At 63.9% G+C, this 17,807-nt stretch carries 19 protein-coding genes; 12 read left to right on the plus strand and 7 right to left on the minus strand.

Going from position 1 to position 17,807, the window contains the following annotated elements; translation table 11 throughout:
- Window positions 1-215 precede the first annotated feature (215 nt).
- The gene (locus E4S61_RS10035) at window positions 216-1,076 is read right to left on the minus strand and encodes a CheF family chemotaxis protein (protein ID WP_135303793.1); all 861 of its coding nucleotides are present in this window, start codon (window positions 1,074-1,076) and stop codon (window positions 216-218) included.
- Between the two features lie 166 nt (window positions 1,077-1,242).
- Here E4S61_RS10035 and E4S61_RS10040 point away from each other — a divergent pair, with 166 nt between their 5' ends.
- From E4S61_RS10040 to E4S61_RS10080, 9 genes are all read left to right on the plus strand, one after another.
- Window positions 1,243-1,611, plus strand: coding sequence for a helix-turn-helix domain-containing protein (locus E4S61_RS10040; RefSeq protein WP_135303794.1), 369 nt, complete (start codon window positions 1,243-1,245; stop codon window positions 1,609-1,611).
- Window positions 1,612-1,938 (plus strand): type II toxin-antitoxin system PemK/MazF family toxin, encoded by a 327-nt coding sequence (locus E4S61_RS10045; RefSeq protein ID WP_135303795.1) that lies wholly within the window; start codon window positions 1,612-1,614, stop codon window positions 1,936-1,938.
- Window positions 1,939-2,021: 83 nt separating this feature from the next.
- Window positions 2,022-3,962, plus strand: a complete 1,941-nt coding sequence (acs, locus tag E4S61_RS10050; RefSeq protein WP_135303796.1) for an acetate--CoA ligase — start codon at window positions 2,022-2,024, stop codon at window positions 3,960-3,962.
- A gap of 144 nt (window positions 3,963-4,106) precedes the next feature.
- On the plus strand, window positions 4,107-5,804 hold the full coding sequence (locus E4S61_RS10055; RefSeq protein WP_135303797.1) for a bacterio-opsin activator domain-containing protein: 1,698 nt from the start codon (window positions 4,107-4,109) through the stop codon (window positions 5,802-5,804).
- Between the two features lie 69 nt (window positions 5,805-5,873).
- Window positions 5,874-7,868 carry an acetate--CoA ligase gene (gene acs, locus E4S61_RS10060; RefSeq protein ID WP_135303798.1) on the plus strand — a complete coding sequence of 665 codons (1,995 nt, stop codon included), beginning with the start codon at window positions 5,874-5,876 and terminating at the stop codon, window positions 7,866-7,868.
- Between the two features lie 53 nt (window positions 7,869-7,921).
- Window positions 7,922-8,377 (plus strand): DUF4212 domain-containing protein, encoded by a 456-nt coding sequence (locus E4S61_RS10065; protein ID WP_135303799.1) that lies wholly within the window; start codon window positions 7,922-7,924, stop codon window positions 8,375-8,377.
- Window positions 8,374-10,071: a sodium:solute symporter family transporter gene (locus E4S61_RS10070; protein WP_135303800.1), complete on the plus strand. Its 1,698-nt coding sequence runs from the start codon at window positions 8,374-8,376 to the stop codon at window positions 10,069-10,071. The genes E4S61_RS10065 and E4S61_RS10070 overlap by 4 nt, the downstream gene beginning before the upstream one ends.
- A 2-nt stretch (window positions 10,072-10,073) precedes the next feature.
- Entirely contained in the window at window positions 10,074-10,547 is a 474-nt protein-coding gene (locus E4S61_RS10075; RefSeq protein WP_135303801.1) for a universal stress protein, read from the plus strand.
- A 39-nt stretch (window positions 10,548-10,586) separates the two neighbouring features.
- Complete coding sequence (locus E4S61_RS10080) at window positions 10,587-10,808, plus strand: hypothetical protein (protein ID WP_135303802.1); 222 nt, start codon at window positions 10,587-10,589, stop codon at window positions 10,806-10,808.
- A gap of 32 nt (window positions 10,809-10,840) precedes the next feature.
- Here the strand turns inward: E4S61_RS10080 and E4S61_RS10085 are convergent, their stop codons facing one another.
- From E4S61_RS10085 to E4S61_RS10095, 3 genes are all read right to left on the minus strand, one after another.
- Window positions 10,841-11,230 carry a type II toxin-antitoxin system VapC family toxin gene (locus tag E4S61_RS10085; RefSeq protein ID WP_135303803.1) on the minus strand — a complete coding sequence of 130 codons (390 nt, stop codon included), beginning with the start codon at window positions 11,228-11,230 and terminating at the stop codon, window positions 10,841-10,843.
- A 1-nt stretch (window position 11,231) separates the two neighbouring features.
- On the minus strand, window positions 11,232-11,468 hold the full coding sequence (locus tag E4S61_RS10090) for an antitoxin VapB family protein (RefSeq protein ID WP_135303804.1): 237 nt from the start codon (window positions 11,466-11,468) through the stop codon (window positions 11,232-11,234).
- Window positions 11,469-11,606: 138 nt separating this feature from the next.
- On the minus strand, window positions 11,607-13,001 hold the full coding sequence (locus E4S61_RS10095) for a GntP family permease (RefSeq protein ID WP_135303805.1): 1,395 nt from the start codon (window positions 12,999-13,001) through the stop codon (window positions 11,607-11,609).
- Window positions 13,002-13,183: 182 nt separating this feature from the next.
- On the opposite strand from E4S61_RS10095, the gene E4S61_RS10100 reads away from it, so the two are divergent.
- On the plus strand, window positions 13,184-13,630 hold the full coding sequence (locus tag E4S61_RS10100; RefSeq protein WP_135303806.1) for a universal stress protein: 447 nt from the start codon (window positions 13,184-13,186) through the stop codon (window positions 13,628-13,630).
- 66 nt (window positions 13,631-13,696) lie between these two features.
- On the opposite strand, the gene E4S61_RS25370 is transcribed toward E4S61_RS10100, so the two are convergent.
- The 3 genes from E4S61_RS25370 to E4S61_RS10110 form a co-directional block, all read right to left on the minus strand.
- Window positions 13,697-13,837 (minus strand): hypothetical protein, encoded by a 141-nt coding sequence (locus tag E4S61_RS25370; RefSeq protein ID WP_167768468.1) that lies wholly within the window; start codon window positions 13,835-13,837, stop codon window positions 13,697-13,699.
- Window positions 13,838-14,545: 708 nt separating this feature from the next.
- A complete protein-coding gene (locus tag E4S61_RS10105; RefSeq protein WP_135303807.1) occupies window positions 14,546-15,409 on the minus strand; it encodes a CheF family chemotaxis protein in 864 nt (287 codons plus the stop codon).
- A 55-nt stretch (window positions 15,410-15,464) separates the two neighbouring features.
- Window positions 15,465-16,277: an undecaprenyl-diphosphate phosphatase gene (locus tag E4S61_RS10110; protein WP_135303808.1), complete on the minus strand. Its 813-nt coding sequence runs from the start codon at window positions 16,275-16,277 to the stop codon at window positions 15,465-15,467.
- A gap of 98 nt (window positions 16,278-16,375) precedes the next feature.
- Between E4S61_RS10110 and E4S61_RS10115 the strand changes: the two genes are divergently transcribed.
- Together E4S61_RS10115 and E4S61_RS10120 are read left to right on the plus strand one after the other, a co-directional pair.
- A complete protein-coding gene (locus tag E4S61_RS10115) occupies window positions 16,376-17,485 on the plus strand; it encodes a mechanosensitive ion channel family protein (protein ID WP_135303809.1) in 1,110 nt (369 codons plus the stop codon).
- Window positions 17,486-17,545: 60 nt separating this feature from the next.
- Complete coding sequence (locus tag E4S61_RS10120; protein ID WP_135303810.1) at window positions 17,546-17,749, plus strand: hypothetical protein; 204 nt, start codon at window positions 17,546-17,548, stop codon at window positions 17,747-17,749.
- Window positions 17,750-17,807 lie beyond the last annotated feature (58 nt).

Here is a 17,807-nt window from a genome sequence, read left to right on the forward strand (position 1 = left end):
GTCCCCATTGTCGGAGTGGTATTCGGATATTCGGCGATTCGGAAACGGCAACGCCAGCGACTAGCTGCGCGCCCGTGGAACCTGTATCCAGTTCGAATCTCGTTCGCCATCGGAGACTCCTCGCGTTGCTCGGAGTCTCTCTACTGCTCTGCGGTTCGTTTCACTCCTCGTTCGTACTCCGTGGTTCTCACTCGCTTCGCTCGTTCCGAACCACGCTATTGCTCTCCCATTCTATCCCCAGCAACACGCCGGCCCTTCGTCGTCAGCGCCACCTCGGTCCGCTCGCGGAGGACACTGATGGCGTCGAGTTCGACGAGCCGGTCGAAGATGGCCTCGGTCTTCTCGACGTCGATGCCGACGAAGTTGGGGATGTCAAAGGGCGAGACGCCCGAGTGCAGCGCCATGATGACCCGTTTCTCCGTCGCCGAGAGGTCTAAGTCGGCGCGGTTCTGCTCGGCGCTGTCTTCGAGCATCGTCCGGAGGACGGTGGCCTGAAACTCCTCGCCGGCGAGGTGGGTCTCGACGCTGATATCGTTCTCCGAGTGTTCGACTTGAATGACCGTCCGTTCCTCGCCCGAGACCTGTTTCTCCTCGACGGAGAGGCCGCCGATGTCAGCGCGATCGACGTCGACGGCCTGTCCATCGGCCAGCGCGAGACGCACCGTCTCGTCGCTCACCTTCAGTCGGCCCTTCGTCCATTCGGCGTCCTGGACGACGCCGCCTTTCAGCGCGGGGTGCTGGGCGAGGACGACCGCGCCGTCTAAGGCCGCCCGGTAGAGGTCCGTCTCGAAGGCCGCGTGGTTCGACGCCGAGACGAGGATAACGTCGTCGTCGACGTGAAAGCCAGCGTATTCGGAGACCCCGGCGCTCTGCTGGTTCACGTCGAAGCGGTCGGCGAGGCGGTCGATCTCTGCGAGGGCAATCTGGCGCTTGCTGTCGCCGATAAGCACGATGCGTTCGGTCGTGAGGACGATACGACAGTTTCGCCACTCGGCGTCGGTGAGCCGCTGGCCCTGCGAGACGGCCTGGAGGTACTGGCCCTGCGTGTCGGCTATCTTCTTCTCTGTGTCGCTCATGCCGTGTCCGGTCTTACCGTCCGTTTCCGAGGGCCGCGAATATAGCTTCCGCCGCCAGTGTCGATGTTGAGAACGCGACGGAAGCCGTTCTCTCATGAAAAGAGAGATATTGAAATACGTTACTTACGGCAGTACATTCATTACGGTGATACGTGTAGTACGACACATGCCGGTGAGTATCGACAATTTCGAGTCCGGGGAACTACCGGACGGCCCTAGCGTCCCGGAGCAGGTCGTTACCTACCTGTACACGCATCAGGCACAGGCGTTCACGCGCTCGGAGATTGCCGCGGCATTGGACGAAAGTCCGAACACGGTCGGGACAGCGCTTTCACGGCTGAAAGAACGCGGGCTTGTCCGGCACAAGGGAGAGTACTGGGCCATCACAGACGACTTAGAGCGAGTCAACGAGGCGTACGACCTCCATACGATAACGCGCCGACTCGACGCCGAGGACGGCGGTGTCGACCCCGAGGAGTGGGACGCCGTCGCGCCAGATCAGACACACCCAAGCGACTCCGAGACGGACCAATAGATGCAACCGGAGCGCGGGGACGTCGTCCGGAGTGCAGACCCATTCAAACTGGGCGAGGAGAAACAGCGTCCGTGGCTCGTCATCAGTGACGACTCACACCCGTTCACTGGAGAACAGTGCGTTGCCGTCGCCATTTCGACGAAACGCTACGAAGACTCTCTCGAACTCTCTGACGAAGTCTGGGAAACGGGTGGTGTCCCACGTAAATCGTTTGTCTCACCGTGGGCAGTACATTCGCCTCGTACCGAAGACTTCGTAGCGTGGCAGGGACGGGTGTCCGACGGGTTTGTCGATCGTGTAGTCGAGGTTCTGACGGCGTATCTCTAGTGGGGCTACCTGTCCGCGTCCCGTTCCGGTTTTTCTCTCACTTAGGGCCAATCCTTTTGACGACGCCCTCGAAGTGCCACTCAATGACAGGGTCCCACGGGTCGGGCCGCAAGACTGCCCTCGAAGACCGTCCGGCTATCGACCCACCCGCGTGGTTCACCGAGCAGGCCAACCGAGCCGACCCGTCGGTGTACGACACCTTCGAGCGGGAGTGGCCGGCGTGCTGGGCGCAAGCGGCCGACCTCTTGGACTGGGAGGAGACGTACGACAGCGTGCTCGACGGCGGGGAGGGCCCGCCCTTCGAGTGGTTTACCGGCGGGACGTTGAACGCCTCGTACAACTGCATCGACCGACACCTCCCCGAGCGCAAGAACCAGTTGGCGCTCATCTGGGAGGGCCACGGCGAGTCACGGACCTACACGTACCGAGAGCTCTCTCGCGAAGTCAACGCCGTCGCGGCGGCCCTGCGCGAGCGGGGCGTCGAGGAAGACGACGTGGTGACCATCTACCTCCCCATGGTCCCGGAACTCCCCGTCGTGATGCTCGCTTGCGTGCGACTGGGCGTCGTCCATAACGTCGTCTTCGCGGGGTTCTCATCGGGCGCGCTCGCCGAGCGGATGGAGCGCACCGGCTCGGAACTGCTCGTCACTTGCGACGGCTACTACCGACGGGGCAGTGCCGTCGCCCAGAAGAACAAGGCCGACAACGCCCGTATCGCCGTCGAACAGGACGTCTCCGTCGTCGTGCTGGACCGACTGGGTCGGGACGTCCACCTCGGGAAGGACTACTACGACTACGCGACGCTTCGGGACGCACACGACGGCGAGACGGTCGACCCGGTCCCGCGGGACGCCAGTGATACGCTCTTTCGCATCTACACCTCGGGAACGACGGGCGAACCCAAGGCCGTCGACCACACGACCGGCGGCTACCTCGCACACGTCGCGTGGACCAGTGAATCGGTTCTCGACGTGAAACCGACGGACACCTACTGGTGTTCGGCCGATATCGGCTGGATCACCGGCCACTCGTACATCGTCTACGGCCCGCTCGCGCTCGGGACGACGACCGTCCTCTACAACGGCACGCCGGACCATCCCGAGAAAGACCGTCTCTGGGACATCGTCGAGCGCTACGCCGTCGATGTCTTCTACACCGCGCCGACGGCCATCCGCGCGTTCATGAAGTGGGGGAAGGAGTACCCCGCACAGCACGACCTCTCCAGCCTCCGCCTGCTGGGGACCGTCGGCGAACCCATCGACGAACGGGCGTGGCAGTGGTACCGCGAGCACATCGGCGGCGGCGATGCGCCGGTCGTGGATACGTGGTGGCAGACCGAGACGGGCGCGATTTTGGTCGCCACGCTCCCGGGCATCGACGCGATGAAACCCGGCGCGGCGGGCAAGCCGCTGCCGGGCATTCAGACCGAGGTGGTCGACCCCGCGGGCGAGACAGTCGACCGCGGCGAGGCCGGCGAACTCGTCGTCACCCGGCCGTGGCCGGGAATGCCCCGCGCGCTGCGAACTGGCGAGGACTGGGGCGCGGCGTCGATTCACGGCGACGAGTGGCGCTACTACCCCGAGGACGGCGCGACCGTCGACAGCGACGGCTACATCACGTTTCTAGGCCGTGTCGACGACGCGATCAACGTTGCCGGGCGGCGCTTCAGCACGATGGAACTGGAGAGCGCCATCGCGGGCGTCGAAGGCGTCGCCGAGACCGCCGTCGTCGGGGCGAATCACGCGACCACGGGGACGGCCGTCTACGCCTACGTCTCGCCGGAGGGTAACTGCGCGGAGGCCGACCTCGAAGCGCGCATCGAGGCGGCCGTCGAAACAGCGATCGGGAGCGTCGCCACGCCCGAAGCGGTCATCTTCACGCCTGACCTCCCGAAGACGCGCTCTGGAAAGGTGATGCGACGGCTCCTCACCGCGGTCGCCAACGGTGAGGAACTGGGCGATACGAGTGCGCTTCGCAATCCCGAGATTCTCGGTGAGTTGCAGTCCGCGACACCCGATCGATAGAGGTGTTTCGCCAGTTTAGATATTTCCGAAACAGTACGTAGAACCACTGGTGGCATTTCTATATCTCTCGAAGGCATTTAAAGCTGGAATATCTCATCACAGTCCACAAACTTATTTCGGGTAAAAGCGAATATACGAAACAGAATGACGGATTCGACGGATGTCCTCGGCGCGCGCGGCTACGAACAACTGCGTCGCGCCGCCGAGACGTACCGCGAGGACCTCGTCTTGCGCCTCGGTGCGGAGGTGGGCCTGCGACCAGCGGAGATGACGCGAGTCCGTCTCGCGGACGTGGCGAGCGCCGACGAACACTACTTTCTAACCGTGCGCGACGAGGCGGGCGAACCCACCCGGGAGGCGTACCTTCCGGGGGGTGTCGAACACGACCTGCGGAAGTTCGCCAGTGCGAACGGCCGTGACGGGGACGAGGCGCTGCTGTCGGTGTCGGCCCGACGCCTCCAGATGGTCGTCGGCGAAGTCGCAGACCGGGCCGCCGAGACCACGCCCAGACTGGCCAACATCTCCTCACGTGACCTGCGCTGGCGCTTCGCGGCGACGCTGCTCTCACAGGGCGTTCCACCGCACGTCGTCTGCGAACTCGGCGGCTGGGACCGCCTCGCTCGACTCGAACCACTGCTTCCGGACCCGAACCGCGAGCGGGTCGTCCGCGCCATCGAAGACACCGAAGACGTCCCGACGCCAGCTCGCCTCCGCCGGACCATTGGCGTCGCCGCCGACGTAGGCGAGACGCTGGCCGGCGCGGCGACCGGCGAGGAGATCGAACAGACCGTCTGCGAGCGACTGGCCGGCACCGAAGGATTTCGCTTCGCGTGGGTCGCAGAACGCACCGGCGACGGCCTGACGCCGAGAGCGTCTTCCGGTATCGCCGAGGACAGCGTCGCCGACCGCGCACGCGACCACGAGGAAGCGGCCGCGACAGCGATGGACAGCCACGAAGTGCGGCTGGTCGAGGACGCCCGCGGGCCGATGGCGCTCGTCCCCATCGTCCGGGACGACGCCGCGGCCGGCGTCCTCGCAATCGGGACGACGGCCCATGTCGTCGACGCTGAACGGGACCTGCTGGCGGCGCTCGGCGCACAGGTCGGCGCGGCGCTGGCGGCCATTGAGCGCAAGCGCCTCCTGCTCGCCGATACGGTCACAGAACTCACCTTCGAGTGCACCGATCACGCAGCGTTTACTGTCAGCCTCTCGGCCGAGCTCGACTGCACGCTCGAACTCTCGGGCGTCGTTCCGGTCGGCGGGCGCTCTCTGCTGTACTATCTGGTCGTCGAGGGCGCGCCCGCCGGGCCGGTCCTCTCTCGCGCCGCCGACGACGACGACATCGCCGACGCCCGCCTCATCGAGGACTACGGCGACGGTGCGCTCGTAGAAGTGGTCGTGACGGCAGCGCCCGCACTCTCGCTGGTGGAAAACGGCGGCCGTCTCCGCGACCTCACGGCCGACCACGGGACGGCGACCATCGAGGCCGAACTGCCCGGCGACACCGACCTCCGCGAGGTGGTCGACGCCGTCGTCGAGTCCTATCCGGGGACGTCGCTAACGGCCAAACACGAGACGGAGCGGTCCGTCGAGACGGAGACCGGCTTCCGCGAGCGGCTCTCCGACCGCCTCTCCGAGCGGCAGGCGACGGTGTTACAGGCCGCCTACCACAGCGGTTACTTCGAGTGGCCCCGGGGGACCACCGCCGAGGAGCTTGCCGACTCGCTCGACGTTTCCTCGCCGACGTTCCACAACCACCTCAGGAAGGCCCAGCAGAAGCTCCTGACGGCCTTCTTCGCCGATGCGCCCACCGAAGAACCACCTGCGCCGCTGAACGGGTGATGGCAGGCAACAGTTGCCATAGTTAGACCCCTCGTTTATCAGTGACCCGTTAATTGTGAGTGATAGACCATGTCAGATGATGACGTTCAACTCGAGGCGCGCTTGGAAGAGCAGGAGGTCTTCGAGCCCCCAGAGTCGTTCGTCGAGCAGGCGAACGTCTCTGATTCGGGGATCTACGAGGAGTTCGAGGAGAACTGGCCGGAGTGTTGGGAGCAGGCGGCGGACCTGCTGGACTGGGAGGAGTCCTACGACCAGGTGCTAGACGACTCGAACCCACCGTTTTACGAGTGGTTCACCGGGGGGTCGCTGAACGCTTCGACGAACTGTATCGATCGCCACCTCGACGAGCGGGGCGACGAGGCGGCCATCGAGTGGGTCGGGGAACCCGTAGACGAGGACGACATCACCTACACGTACGAGGACCTCCACCGCGAGGTCAACGAGTTCGCGGCCGCGCTCCACGAACAGGGCGTCAGCGAGGACGACGTGGTCACGATGTACATGCCGATGATCCCCCAGCTCCCCATCGCCATGCTGGCTTGTGCCCGCATCGGCGCGCCCCACTCAGTGGTGTTCGCCGGCTTCTCGGCGGACGCGTTGGCGACGCGGATGAACGCCGCCGACTCTGAGTACCTCGTCACCTGTGACGGCTACTACCGACGCGGCGACCCGCTCGACCACCTTGAGAAGGCCAACGAGGGACTGGAAGGCGTCGAACACGACGTGGAGACGGTCGCGGTGGCCGAGCGCCTGCGCGACGGCGACGGCTTCGACCACGACTACGCCGACAATCAGGTCGCCTTCGAGGACCTCCAGAGCGAACAGGAGGGCGCGGAGGTAGAGCCGGTCTCCCGGGACGCCGAGGACATGCTGTTCCTGATGTACACTTCGGGGACGACCGGCGAGCCGAAGGGGGTGAAACACACGACTGGGGGCTACCTCTCCTACGCCGCGTGGACCTCACAGGCCGTCCTCGACATCAAACCCGAGGACACCTACTTCTGTTCGGCCGACATCGGCTGGATCACCGGCCACTCCTACATCATCTACGGCCCGCTGGCGCTCGGCACCACGACGATGATGTACGAGGGGACCCCCGACCACCCGGACAGAGACCGCCTCTGGGAGATCATCGAGGAGTACGAGACCACCCAACTGTACACCGCGCCGACCGCGATTCGAGCGTTCATGAAGTGGGGTCAGCAGTACCCCGACGACCACGACCTCTCCAGCCTCCGCCTGCTGGGGACCGTCGGCGAACCCATCAACCCGCGGGCCTGGAAATGGTACTACACCCACATCGGCGGCGAGGACTGTCCCGTCGTCGACACCTGGTGGCAGACCGAAACCGGCGGGATGATGCTAACGACGTTGCCGGGCGTGGGCGACATGAAGCCCGGCTCTGCTGGCCCGCCGCTTCCAGGCGTCAGCGCCGATATCGTCGACGTCAGCGGCAGTCCCGTCGAGGCCGGCGAAGCCGGCTATCTCGTCGTCAACAAGCCCTGGCCCGGGATGCTGCGGACGCTGTACAACAATGACGAGCGCTTCATCAACGAGTACTGGCGGGAGTACTCCAACACCGATAGCGACGACCCGGCCGACTGGGTGTACTTCCCCGAAGATGGCGCGAAGATCGACCAGGACGGCTACATCACCGTCCTCGGTCGGGTCGACGACGTGCTCAACGTCTCGGGCCACCGTCTCGGGACGATGGAGATCGAGAGCGCCATCGTCGGCGTCGAGGGGGTCGCGGAAGCCGCCGTCGTCGGCGGCGAACACGACATAAAGGGGGAAGCCGTCTACGCCTACGTCATCACCGAGGACGGCTACGAGGAGAACGAGGACCTGCGAGAGCGCATCATCGCCGGTGTCGAGGACGCTATCGGGCCAATCGCCCGCCCGGAGGCGGTCATCTTCACGCCGGAACTGCCCAAGACCCGCTCGGGCAAGATCATGCGTCGCTTGCTCGAAGACATCGCCAACGGCGAGGAGCTGGGTGACACCAGTACGCTGCGCAACCCCGACGTGGTCTCCGACATCCAGTCGAAGATCGGCGGCGACTGAGCCACGTACCGTTTTTCGAACACCACAGCCACTGACGCACCACGAACGGACCTATGACAGATAAGAACACGCACGACTCTGGCGACCGCCCGTCGGTCTCGACCGACGGCGGGACCGCCGCACAGGCAGCACAGGCCCATCAAAACACGAACTACCTCGACGAGGAGGTGAACCTGCTGAACCCGAGTACGCCGTTCATGCGCGACCACCTACGACTCATCTGGACCGGGTTCATCGCGTGGGCGATTATCGTCTTCGTCCCGGTGACGCTGACGGCCGTCGTCCCCAGCGTCATGACATCGCCGATACCGGTCATCGGCTTCCCGCTACACTACTTCCTCGTCGCCATCGGCGCACCCGCCGGCGCGCTCATCCTCTCGTTCTGGTACGCCCGCAGGCGCGACAAGTTAGACGAGAAGTACGGTATCACCCACACCGACGCCAGTGAAACCACCGAGGGGACGACCGGCGAGGAACGAACCGCCACTGACGGGGGTGTCAGCAAATGATTGGCTATCTGCTCCAGAGTGGGCTACTCCCGGAGGGCCTGAACGTCTCGTTCAAACTGCTCCCGGCAATACTCGTTCTCTCGATGCTCCTGCTGTTCCTCGGTATCGGTTTCGCCTTCCGCGTCGCCGACACCGAGGGAATGTGGGTCGCGGGCCGTTCTATTGGGAACGTCGAGAACGGGATGGCTATCGGGGCCAACTGGATGTCGGCCGCATCCTACCTCGGGATGGCGGCACTCATCGCCCTCTCGGGCTTCTACGGGCTGGCGTTCGTCGTCGGCTGGTCGACGGGATACTTCATCCTGCTCATCTTCCTCGCCGCCCAGATGCGCCGCTTCGGGAAGTACACCGCGCCGGACTTTGTCGGCGACCGGTTCAACTCTGACAGCGCGCGCGCCATCGCGGCCGTGACGACGTTCCTCATCGGCTTCGTCTACGCCATCGGACAGGCTCGCGGGATGGGACTCGTCGGTCTGTACATCTTTGGTGACATCGGCATCCCCGGCTTTTCCGGGTATCAGTCGATGGTCATTTTCATGATGGCTATCACCGTCGGCTACCTCACCCTCTCGGGGATGTTGGGCGCGACCAAGAACATGGCCGTCCAGTACGTCATCCTCATCGTCGCCTTCCTCGCCGGCCTCTACGCCGTCGGCTTCACGGGCGGCTACTCGACGGTGCTCCCCCACATCGAGTACGGGGCCCTCTTCAGCACGCTCAGCAGCGAGTTCAGCGCGCCGTTCGTCTCCGCGAGCTACTACCTCTGGATCGCGACGGCGTTCTCGCTGGTGGTCGGGACCTGTGGACTGCCACACGTCCTCGTTCGGTTCTACACGGTCGAGAGCGAGCGGACCGCCCGCTGGTCGACCGTCTGGGGGCTGTTCTTCATCTGCTTGCTGTACCTCTCGGCTCCGGCTTTCGCCGCCTTCGGGACCGACCTCTACGGACAGAACATCGGCGACGTGTACGGCGACCCCGGCATGACCAGCGCCGCCGGTGACGTCATCGTCGTGCTGGCCGCCCAGCTCTCGAACCTCCCACAGTGGTTCGTTGGACTGGTCGCCGCCGGCGGCATCGCCGCCGCCATCGCGACGACCGCCGGCCTGTTCATCGCCGGATCGTCGGCCATCTCCCACGACATCTACGCGAACATCATCAACGAGGACGCCAGCCAGCGCCAGCAGGTGCTGGTCGGCCGCGCGAGCATCGTCGCGCTGGGCGTCATCACGACGCTCGCGGCCCTCGACCCCGCGGCACCCATCGCCGCGCTGGTCTCCTACGCGTTCTCGCTGGCCGGCGCCGTGCTGTTCCCGATGTTCTTCCTCGGTCTCTGGTGGGAGAACACGAACCGACCCGGCGCGCTCGCCGGCATGACGACCGGGCTGATCATCTGGACCATCCCGATGATAAACGAGGTGCTGCCGAGTTACGGCATCCTCGCCAGTGCGGCCGGCTCCGATGGCGTCCTCTCGGCGTTCCTCGCCCAGTGGCTCCCGGCCATCGGCTCCGCGCTGGTCGCCGTTCCCATCGTCTTCGCGGTCACCATCGGCGTCTCGCTCGCGACCGACGAACCCGATATGGCGACTAAGCGGCTGGTCCGGCAGTGTCACAGTCCCGAGCCGATGTCCAAGATGCAGTCCGCCGAAGAGGTCGCGGCGACCGACGGCGGTGAACCACAACCTTCGGACGACTAACCATGTACGATACGATACTCGTCCCCACGGACGGCAGCACCGTCGCGGAAGTAGCAGTTAGCCACGCCGTCGACATCGCCGAGAAGTACGACGCGACTGTCCACGCGCTGTACGTCGTCGACCCCGACTGGGTCAACTACAGCCTCGGCAGCGAACAGATAGACCGACTCAAACAGGGCCACTTCGACGGGATGGAGGACGTAGAAGCTGACGCCAACGAAGCGACCGGTGCCGTCGCCGACGCCGCGGCCGTCCACGGCATCCAGACGGTCGAGGAGACCCGCGTCGGCACCCCTCACGAGATAATCAGCAACTACGCCGACGGCAACGACGTCGACCTCATCGTGATGGGGAGCCACGGCCGCTCGGGCGTCCGACGCGCCCTGCTGGGAAGCGTCACCGAACGCGTTCTGCGGTCGAGTCACCTCCCCATCCTCGTCGTCGACGAACAGGGCGTAGAAGGGCGGGAGGAGTAGGCAAATCCGGACCATGATTCCCACCGACGGAGGCCGCGCGTGAGCCTGTTGGAACGTGTTGGCGAGCACGTCCGCGAGAACCGCTCGGGGATGTTCGTCGATCTCGTGTTCGCGATGGCGTGGGTGACGCTGGTCTCGGTCGTCTTCGCGGTGTTGCCGCCGGCCCCGCAGTGGGCGTACTACCTGGCTATGGCCAGCGGTATCGTCGCCTACTACGGCTTCTTCTGGTCGCTAGAGGCGCTGCGGGCTGAGGAGCCGTAGCGGGCGACCGGAGCGGACAGTTTGGAACTGCGTCAGTACGTCTCGGTTTCGACACCGAGCCGTTCGAAATCCTCGACGTTTCGCGTGAGGACTGGTTCTTCGACGACGTCTGCGGTCGCACCAATGACCACGTCGCCGTCTCCAACTGGCGTTCCGGCGTTCTGTAATTCCCCGGACAGTCGGCCCGCTTTTCTCATCACAGCGGTGTCGGCGGGATGGACGGGTTTCGATGCGAGGACGGTTTCGACTTTCTCTCGTTCCGACTCGGAGTCGGTAACACGAGCGATACCGTGATATAGCTCGAAGAGCGTCATCGCCGAGAGCCGCTGTTGAACGAGCTCGTTTTCCAGCTCTCGTGCCGTTTCGACCGCGTCCTCGTCGCCGTTCATCAGGTCGATGAAGAACGACGTATCGAGTAGCACGCTACGCGCCTCGCATCTGGTCGGCGATATCTTCGAGTTCTTCGCCGCGGCGCGTTCGCCGCTCGGCGACGGCATCTCGAAGTTCGTCGGCCTCTTCGTCGCTCAGAATACCGGCGAGTTCCAGCAGTGACCGTTCCCCCGCCAATCGGAGGACGACCTCCGAGAACGTCTCGTCCTCGCGTTTGTGAGCCGCGAGTCGCTCGTAGGCGTCTTCGGAGAGGCGAATGCTCTTCGACATATGCATACAGTTGTATGCAACAACAGTAAGTTCTTTCGTGGCGCTCGAACCCGTGAGGGGTACTCCGACTCTCCCGGATACTGAACGCGCGCTGAACGGGATGTCGAGGTACCGAACTCGTTCGAAAATCGGTGTGGTCTAGACCAGCGGGAAGAACGACGAGTAGACCAGCACCGCGATAAGGCCGGTCACGGAGATGATGGTCGTGAGGACGGTCCACGTCTTCAGCGTCTCCGCCTGCGTGAGACCGCCAATCTCCTTGAACAGCCAGAACCCGGAGTCGTTGTACCACGAGAAGATGTTTCCGCCCGCGCCGATGGCCATCACCAGATACGCCGAGTGAACGTCGAGTTGCCCGGTCAGCGGGGCCATGATACCCGCAGTCGTCAGCATCGCAGCCGTCGCCGACCCCTGTGCGATGCGGATGACGGCGGCGATGAGCCACGCGGTCATGATCAGCGGGATGCCGATTCCTTCGAACGCGCCGGCGATGTAGGAGCCGATTCCGGACGCGGCGAGCAGCGCACCGAACGCGCCACCCATCGCGGTGATGGCAGCGATGTTCCCGCCGCTTTTCAGCGCCTCGGTGAGTTCGTCCTCCCAGATAGAGCGCGAGAGGTCACTCCACCGGAGGTAGGTGAGCGCCGCGGCGATGGCTGCGATGGTCAGCGCCACGTTCTTGTCACCGATGAACGCGACGGCAGGCTTGATTGCCGACAACGTAGGATATATCGATTCGAAGGTGTCGACGATGGTGAAAGAGGCGACCAGCACGATCGCGAGGATGATCGGCAGCGACGATTCGAGAACGCCCGGGAGCGACGCGGCGCTCTGATTCGCACGCTCTTCGAGTTCTTCGGTCGTCGTCCCCATCGAGTCCCGAAGCGGAATCTCGACCACTCGGTTGATGAAGCGACCGTAGACGAGACCGCCCATCACGGCCGCAGGAATCGCGACAGCGATACCGACCAGAATCGTCCACCCGAGGTTAACGTCGAGCTCGCTGGCGACGGCCAACGGACCCGGCGTTGGCGGGACGAACACGTGCGCCGTCGCGGCACCGGCACCGACGACCACGAGGTACAGCGCGTAGTTCTTGCCCCGGCGTGCACGCATCGAGCGTGCGAGCGGTGCGAGGAGGTAGAAGACGCTGTCGAAGAACACCGGAATAGCCAAGACGGTACTGCTGCCCCACAGCGCGATGTCGGAGTTCTCCTTGCCGACCGCCGACTGGAACCCGCGGACGATTCGCTGTGCGGAACCGCTCTCTAGCATCGATTTACCGATGACCGCGGCCATCAGAATCGGAATGCCGATACCGGCCATTCCGTTCCCAAATGCCGTCGCCGTCCTCGTTGCCGCCTCCCCGAAGGAGAAGTCCTGGACGAACACTGCGTTGACGAGGCCGACAGAGAACGCGGCGATCGTCAACCCGACGAACGCCGGGAGGTCCCAGACGACCAGTAGCAATACGACCAAGACGAGCCCGATAGCGAAGGTGAGCAACGGGCTGTGAGCGAACTCGACTGCCATGTGTGCAGGAAGTCAATCATTGTTACCGTATGAAAAAGTTTCCAATTGGGGAGTATTATGATGGACATTCGTTCATGTCGAATATAATATGATGTTTTAATCACGTATCATGTCCCATTATAATTAGAATAGTATGTGTTGCGTTCCCTGTCTTTATCAGCATGGACTCGTTCGACCCAGCCATGGATCGAGCACTCGCCGTCGTCGAACCGACCGAGATAGCGAAGGACCTCGTCCACGAAGCGGGCACGCTCGCCGAGGGTGTGGACGCCGAAGCGGTCCTGCTCCACGTTACTACCGAAGAAGCGTACAGCGCGCGCCGCGGTGCGATGGAATCCATCCCGAACGCGTCGACGAAGTACACCCCCGGCGAGGCCGAAAAGGGAGCAACGGAGTTCGCCGAGGACGTCGGCCGCGAAGTATTGGCCGAGTTCGATATCGAGCACGAAGCCACCGGTGCCGTCGGTGACGAGGCCGACGAAATCCTCCAGACGGCCGAGGAGTACGACTGTGACCACGTCTTCCTGCCGGGCCGACAACGCTCGCCAACTGGGAAAGCGCTCTTCGGCGATGCGGCACAGCGAGTCGTCCTCGACTTCGACGGTCCCGTCACTGTCGTCACCGAGTGACGTATCAAGAAGTATCGCCGAAACAGCGTCTTCGAACCGTGTCCGAGTAGGCGTCCCTCGCTGTCGTTACATCGTCTCTATTCGCCAGTACAGATAGCGCCCGGCGACGGCCTCGAAGTTGTCGTATCCGCAGGTGACACACTCGAACTCCGGTGTTCTGTCATCGGCCACCACGAGGACGTTCCCGCAGTCGTTCTCACAGTGCATTCGCTTCGTCCGATCAGCGTAGGCGTCTACGAGTTGTGCTCTGTGACTGGTGAGATGCGACGTGCCGTGGTGTTTTATTCCATCGGCAGTCGCACTCTGAACTGTCGTTGCACAGAATTCGCAGTCGAAACGATAACCGCTGTCCTCCCGTTCCTGTACTACTCGGTCGCTGTCGAAACTGTACGGTAGGTCAGTCATGGCGGGCGAGAGAACTATGTGGTGCGCCCCCTCGTGGATTCGGCCGACCACGCTACTGACGTCACTTTCGCAATGCCACTACCTGACACGGTAGTGAACGCACAGTGTGTCCCATCTCGTGTTCCCCTATGTGGCCAAGCCTGTTGAATGGGCAGTTTGACCCGCTTCCTCACAGGCCACCGTTTCCGTGAGGCCGTATGCGTGTAGAACTGCGCTACTCCCAGAGACACCGCTAATGCCTCTCTGAACGGCTCTCCCTACTTCTCACATTCCTCCCCGCTCGCATCTCGTGGTTCTCACTCGCGTCGCTCGTTCCGAACCACGCTACTGCTCGCGGCTCCGCCGTCGTCGGGCGGCGGTGCCGCCCGACTGCCTGAGGGACCTCTGGTCCCTCTCCGCTGCGCTTTTTCGAGACTCTTCGTTTCACTCAGAGTCTCGCTATTTCTCACGGGTCGTTCCTCCCCGTTCGCATCTCGTGGTTCTCACTCGCGTTGCTCGTTCCGAACCACGCTATTCTCCACTCATCGCTTCGCTCGCCATATTCCGCCCTTGGGCGTTCAGGCTGACCTCCGTTCGGGTCCGAACCTTGTCGACCGCGCCGACGTCCAAGAGCCGCTGATAGATTTCCTCGACCTCGTTAGGCGTGGTGCCGACGAAGTCCGCCATCTCGAACGGCGAAACGCCAGAATACAGCGCCATCAGAACCTGACTCTCCATCTCCGTGAGTTCGTAATCGTCTTCGCGGCGGTCGACCACCGCCGAGAACAGCGACTGCAGGGCGTCGGTGTGGTGACCCATCCCAGAAAAATGCGTCTCGACGCTCCGGCCCTGTTCGTCGGTGTGTTCGACTTCGACGACGGCGCGCTGTTCGCCCATCACCGTGCTCTCACTCGTCTCGATGGTCCCCACGTCCTCGATCTCGAAGACAGTCGAGTCGCCACCGGGGAACTGCAGGCGAACCTCCTCGTCGGCCAGCCGGAAGCGCGCTTTCCCCCACTCGGCGTCGTCTTGAATGACGCCACCGACGACGGCCGGGTGCCGAGCGAGGATGACCGCGCCCTGTAAAGCGGCTCGGCAGTACTCGAACGCGAAGTCCTCGACGCCGGAGGCGTCTATCAGCAAAACGTTGTTCCCGACTTCGAATGCGGTGGCGTTGGCTGGCGTTCCGTCTGGAACGTCGCTTTCGGAGCTGGCCAGCGAGAGTTTCGAGTGCGGGATGGGCTGTTTCCCGCCGTTAGTCGCCAGGACGAGACGCTTGTTGGTGACGATGATTCGACAGGAGCGCCACTGCGGATCCGTGACCTGCTCGCCGTCGCGGACGACGTACTGAAAGTCCCCGGACGCGTCGAACACCTTCCGTTCGTCACCATTCATGGCCGCAATCACCCGAGAGTTGTCGCCCGGTCGTATATAACTTCCAGCACCGACCTCACAGCGCGACCAGTAGCCCACCGGCGACGCCGAGACCGCCGAAGAGGACACAGACCAACCAGAACGCCACCCGGCGGACGAGTCGGACGAGTGCGTCGACCGTGAGATACCCCACGATAGCGCTGACCGCGAGCGCGACGACAGCGCCAGTCGGCTCGACCGCTGGCAGACCGGTATCGACCAGAACGAGGGCATTCGCGGCCAGCGCGGCCGGGATCGAGAGCAGGAAAGAGAGCCGTAAGGAGGACTCACCCTCGTGCCCGCGCAACAACAGCGCGCTGACCGTGGTTCCCGACCGCGAGACGCCGGGCAGAATCGCAAGCCCCTGTAACCCGCCGACGACGACGGCGTCTACGAGATTCGGGCTCTCGCGCTCGCCGAGCGACAGTGCCGCGGCGAAGCGCTGGAGTAGTCCCGTCACGACCAGTAGCGCGCCGACGAAGGCGAGAAACAGACCGCCGCCGAGTTCCGAGACGGCGGCGTCGAGGACGAGATACGCTGGTAAGCCGGTCAGCCCCGTCGCCAGCGTCGCTACGACGAGAAAGGAGAGGTCCGCCGTTTCGTCGGCGAACGGACGCCGGGAGAGCGCCGGCAGGGACGCCAACAGCTCTCGCACCTCGACGCGATAGTACGCCACCGCGGCGACGGCAGTCCCGGCGTGCAAGAACAGCGCCAGTCGCGTCGCGTCGTCGGGGTCCAGTCCTGCGAGCACCGTCGAAGCGAGGGCGACCCCACCTTCGCTTGAGACAGGAATCCACTCCAGAATCCCCTGTAGGAGACCGAGTAAAATGGCGACGAGTAGCGGATGCACAGTCACGAGGAAACGGCCAAGAATAAAGGCGGTTCGGTCGTCTCGGCGCGTCACGGTCGAGGAGGGCAGTATATATTCTCCGCCAGCCAACAGGTGGTATGCAACTGGGTGGTGTCTCCGCGTGGCTCGCCACGCTCCCGATATGGCAGGGCTTTACCCTGCTCGTCCTGGGCGGACTCGTGCTGGCGGCAATCGTGCAGGTCGTCGGCGACCGCTTCCTCAGACGACTCACAGAGCGTATCGACGGCGAAGTCGACAACATCGTCCTCCGGGGTATCCACTCGGCGCTGTACGTCACCGTCGGCGTCGCCGGCGCGTACGCGGGGACGCGAGTGTACGACATCTCACCGGGCGTAGCCGTCCCACTGGAGTCGGGCACGCTCTCGCTGGTCATCCTCGTCTGGATGGTAACGCTGATGCGAATCGGTCGGAAGGCCTCCGCGGCGGCGACCGACAACCGCTACATCGACCGACAGGTGGTCCCCATCCTCCAGAACGTCTGGAGTGCGCTCGTCGCCGGTCTCGGTGTCTGTCTCCTACTCGTCCTCTGGGAGGTCGACGTGCGCCCGCTGTTGGCCTCGGCGGGCCTGATCGGCATCATCGTCGGCCTCGCGGCCCGCGATACGCTGGCGAACTTCTTCGGGTCGCTGTCGCTGTACCTCGACGGCACCTACAAAGTCGGCGACTTCGTCGTCCTCGAAACCGGCGAACGCGGTCGCGTCGAAGACATCTCCGTGCGCTCGACGGTCATCCGTACTCGCGACGACATCCTCGTCACCGTTCCAAACTCGAAGCTCAGCAACGCCGCCATCGTCAACGAATCCACTCCTAAGCAAAAGCGGCGTATCCGCGTCCCCGTCGGCGTCGCCTACGGCACCGACGCCGACGCCGTCGAGGAGATTCTACTCCACGTCGCCGAGGAGGAGGGACTGGTCCTCGACCGACCCAAACCCCGGGTCCGGTTCCGCGAGTTCGGCGCGTCCGCGTTGAACTTCGAACTGCTCTGTTGGGTCGGCAATCCCGCACAGAACGCCCGTGCGATTCACAACCTCAATCGCGCCGTCTACGAGCGGTTCCAGACCGACGGCATCGAGATTCCGTTTCCCCAGCGCGACGTGTCGGTGTCGGTGACGGACGTGCCGGGCGACCTGTTTCGGCAATCAAGCGCCGAGCCGTTCTCCGCCGACGGCGGCCGAGACGCACGATAGCTCGCCTTCTCTTCTGTGATCACCGTAAGGTATTTTAGAAGGTGTACGATAACCCGACACATGGTCACGGGGTTGGAGTACCAGCTGACCCTGCTCGCGGATGTCATCCAGAAGGCGGTCGTACAGGGTGTTCTCAGCCCCGAACAGGCTGAGACGCTCAAAACGCAACTCGCCGAGTGCAGTTCTCTCGAAGACGTCGACGACTTCTGGGAGTTGCTCGAAGCCGAGTACGACCTGCTCAACGACGCGGTCTGGGACGACTGAGGAGTGCCGTGAGGCGCTCGCTCCAGTCGTGTCTCTCTCCGAAGAGAGGTCGAAACGC

It is taken from the genome of Haloarcula amylovorans, from assembly GCF_004681185.1.
Taxonomy (GTDB): Archaea; Halobacteriota; Halobacteria; order Halobacteriales; family Haloarculaceae; genus Haloarcula; species Haloarcula amylovorans.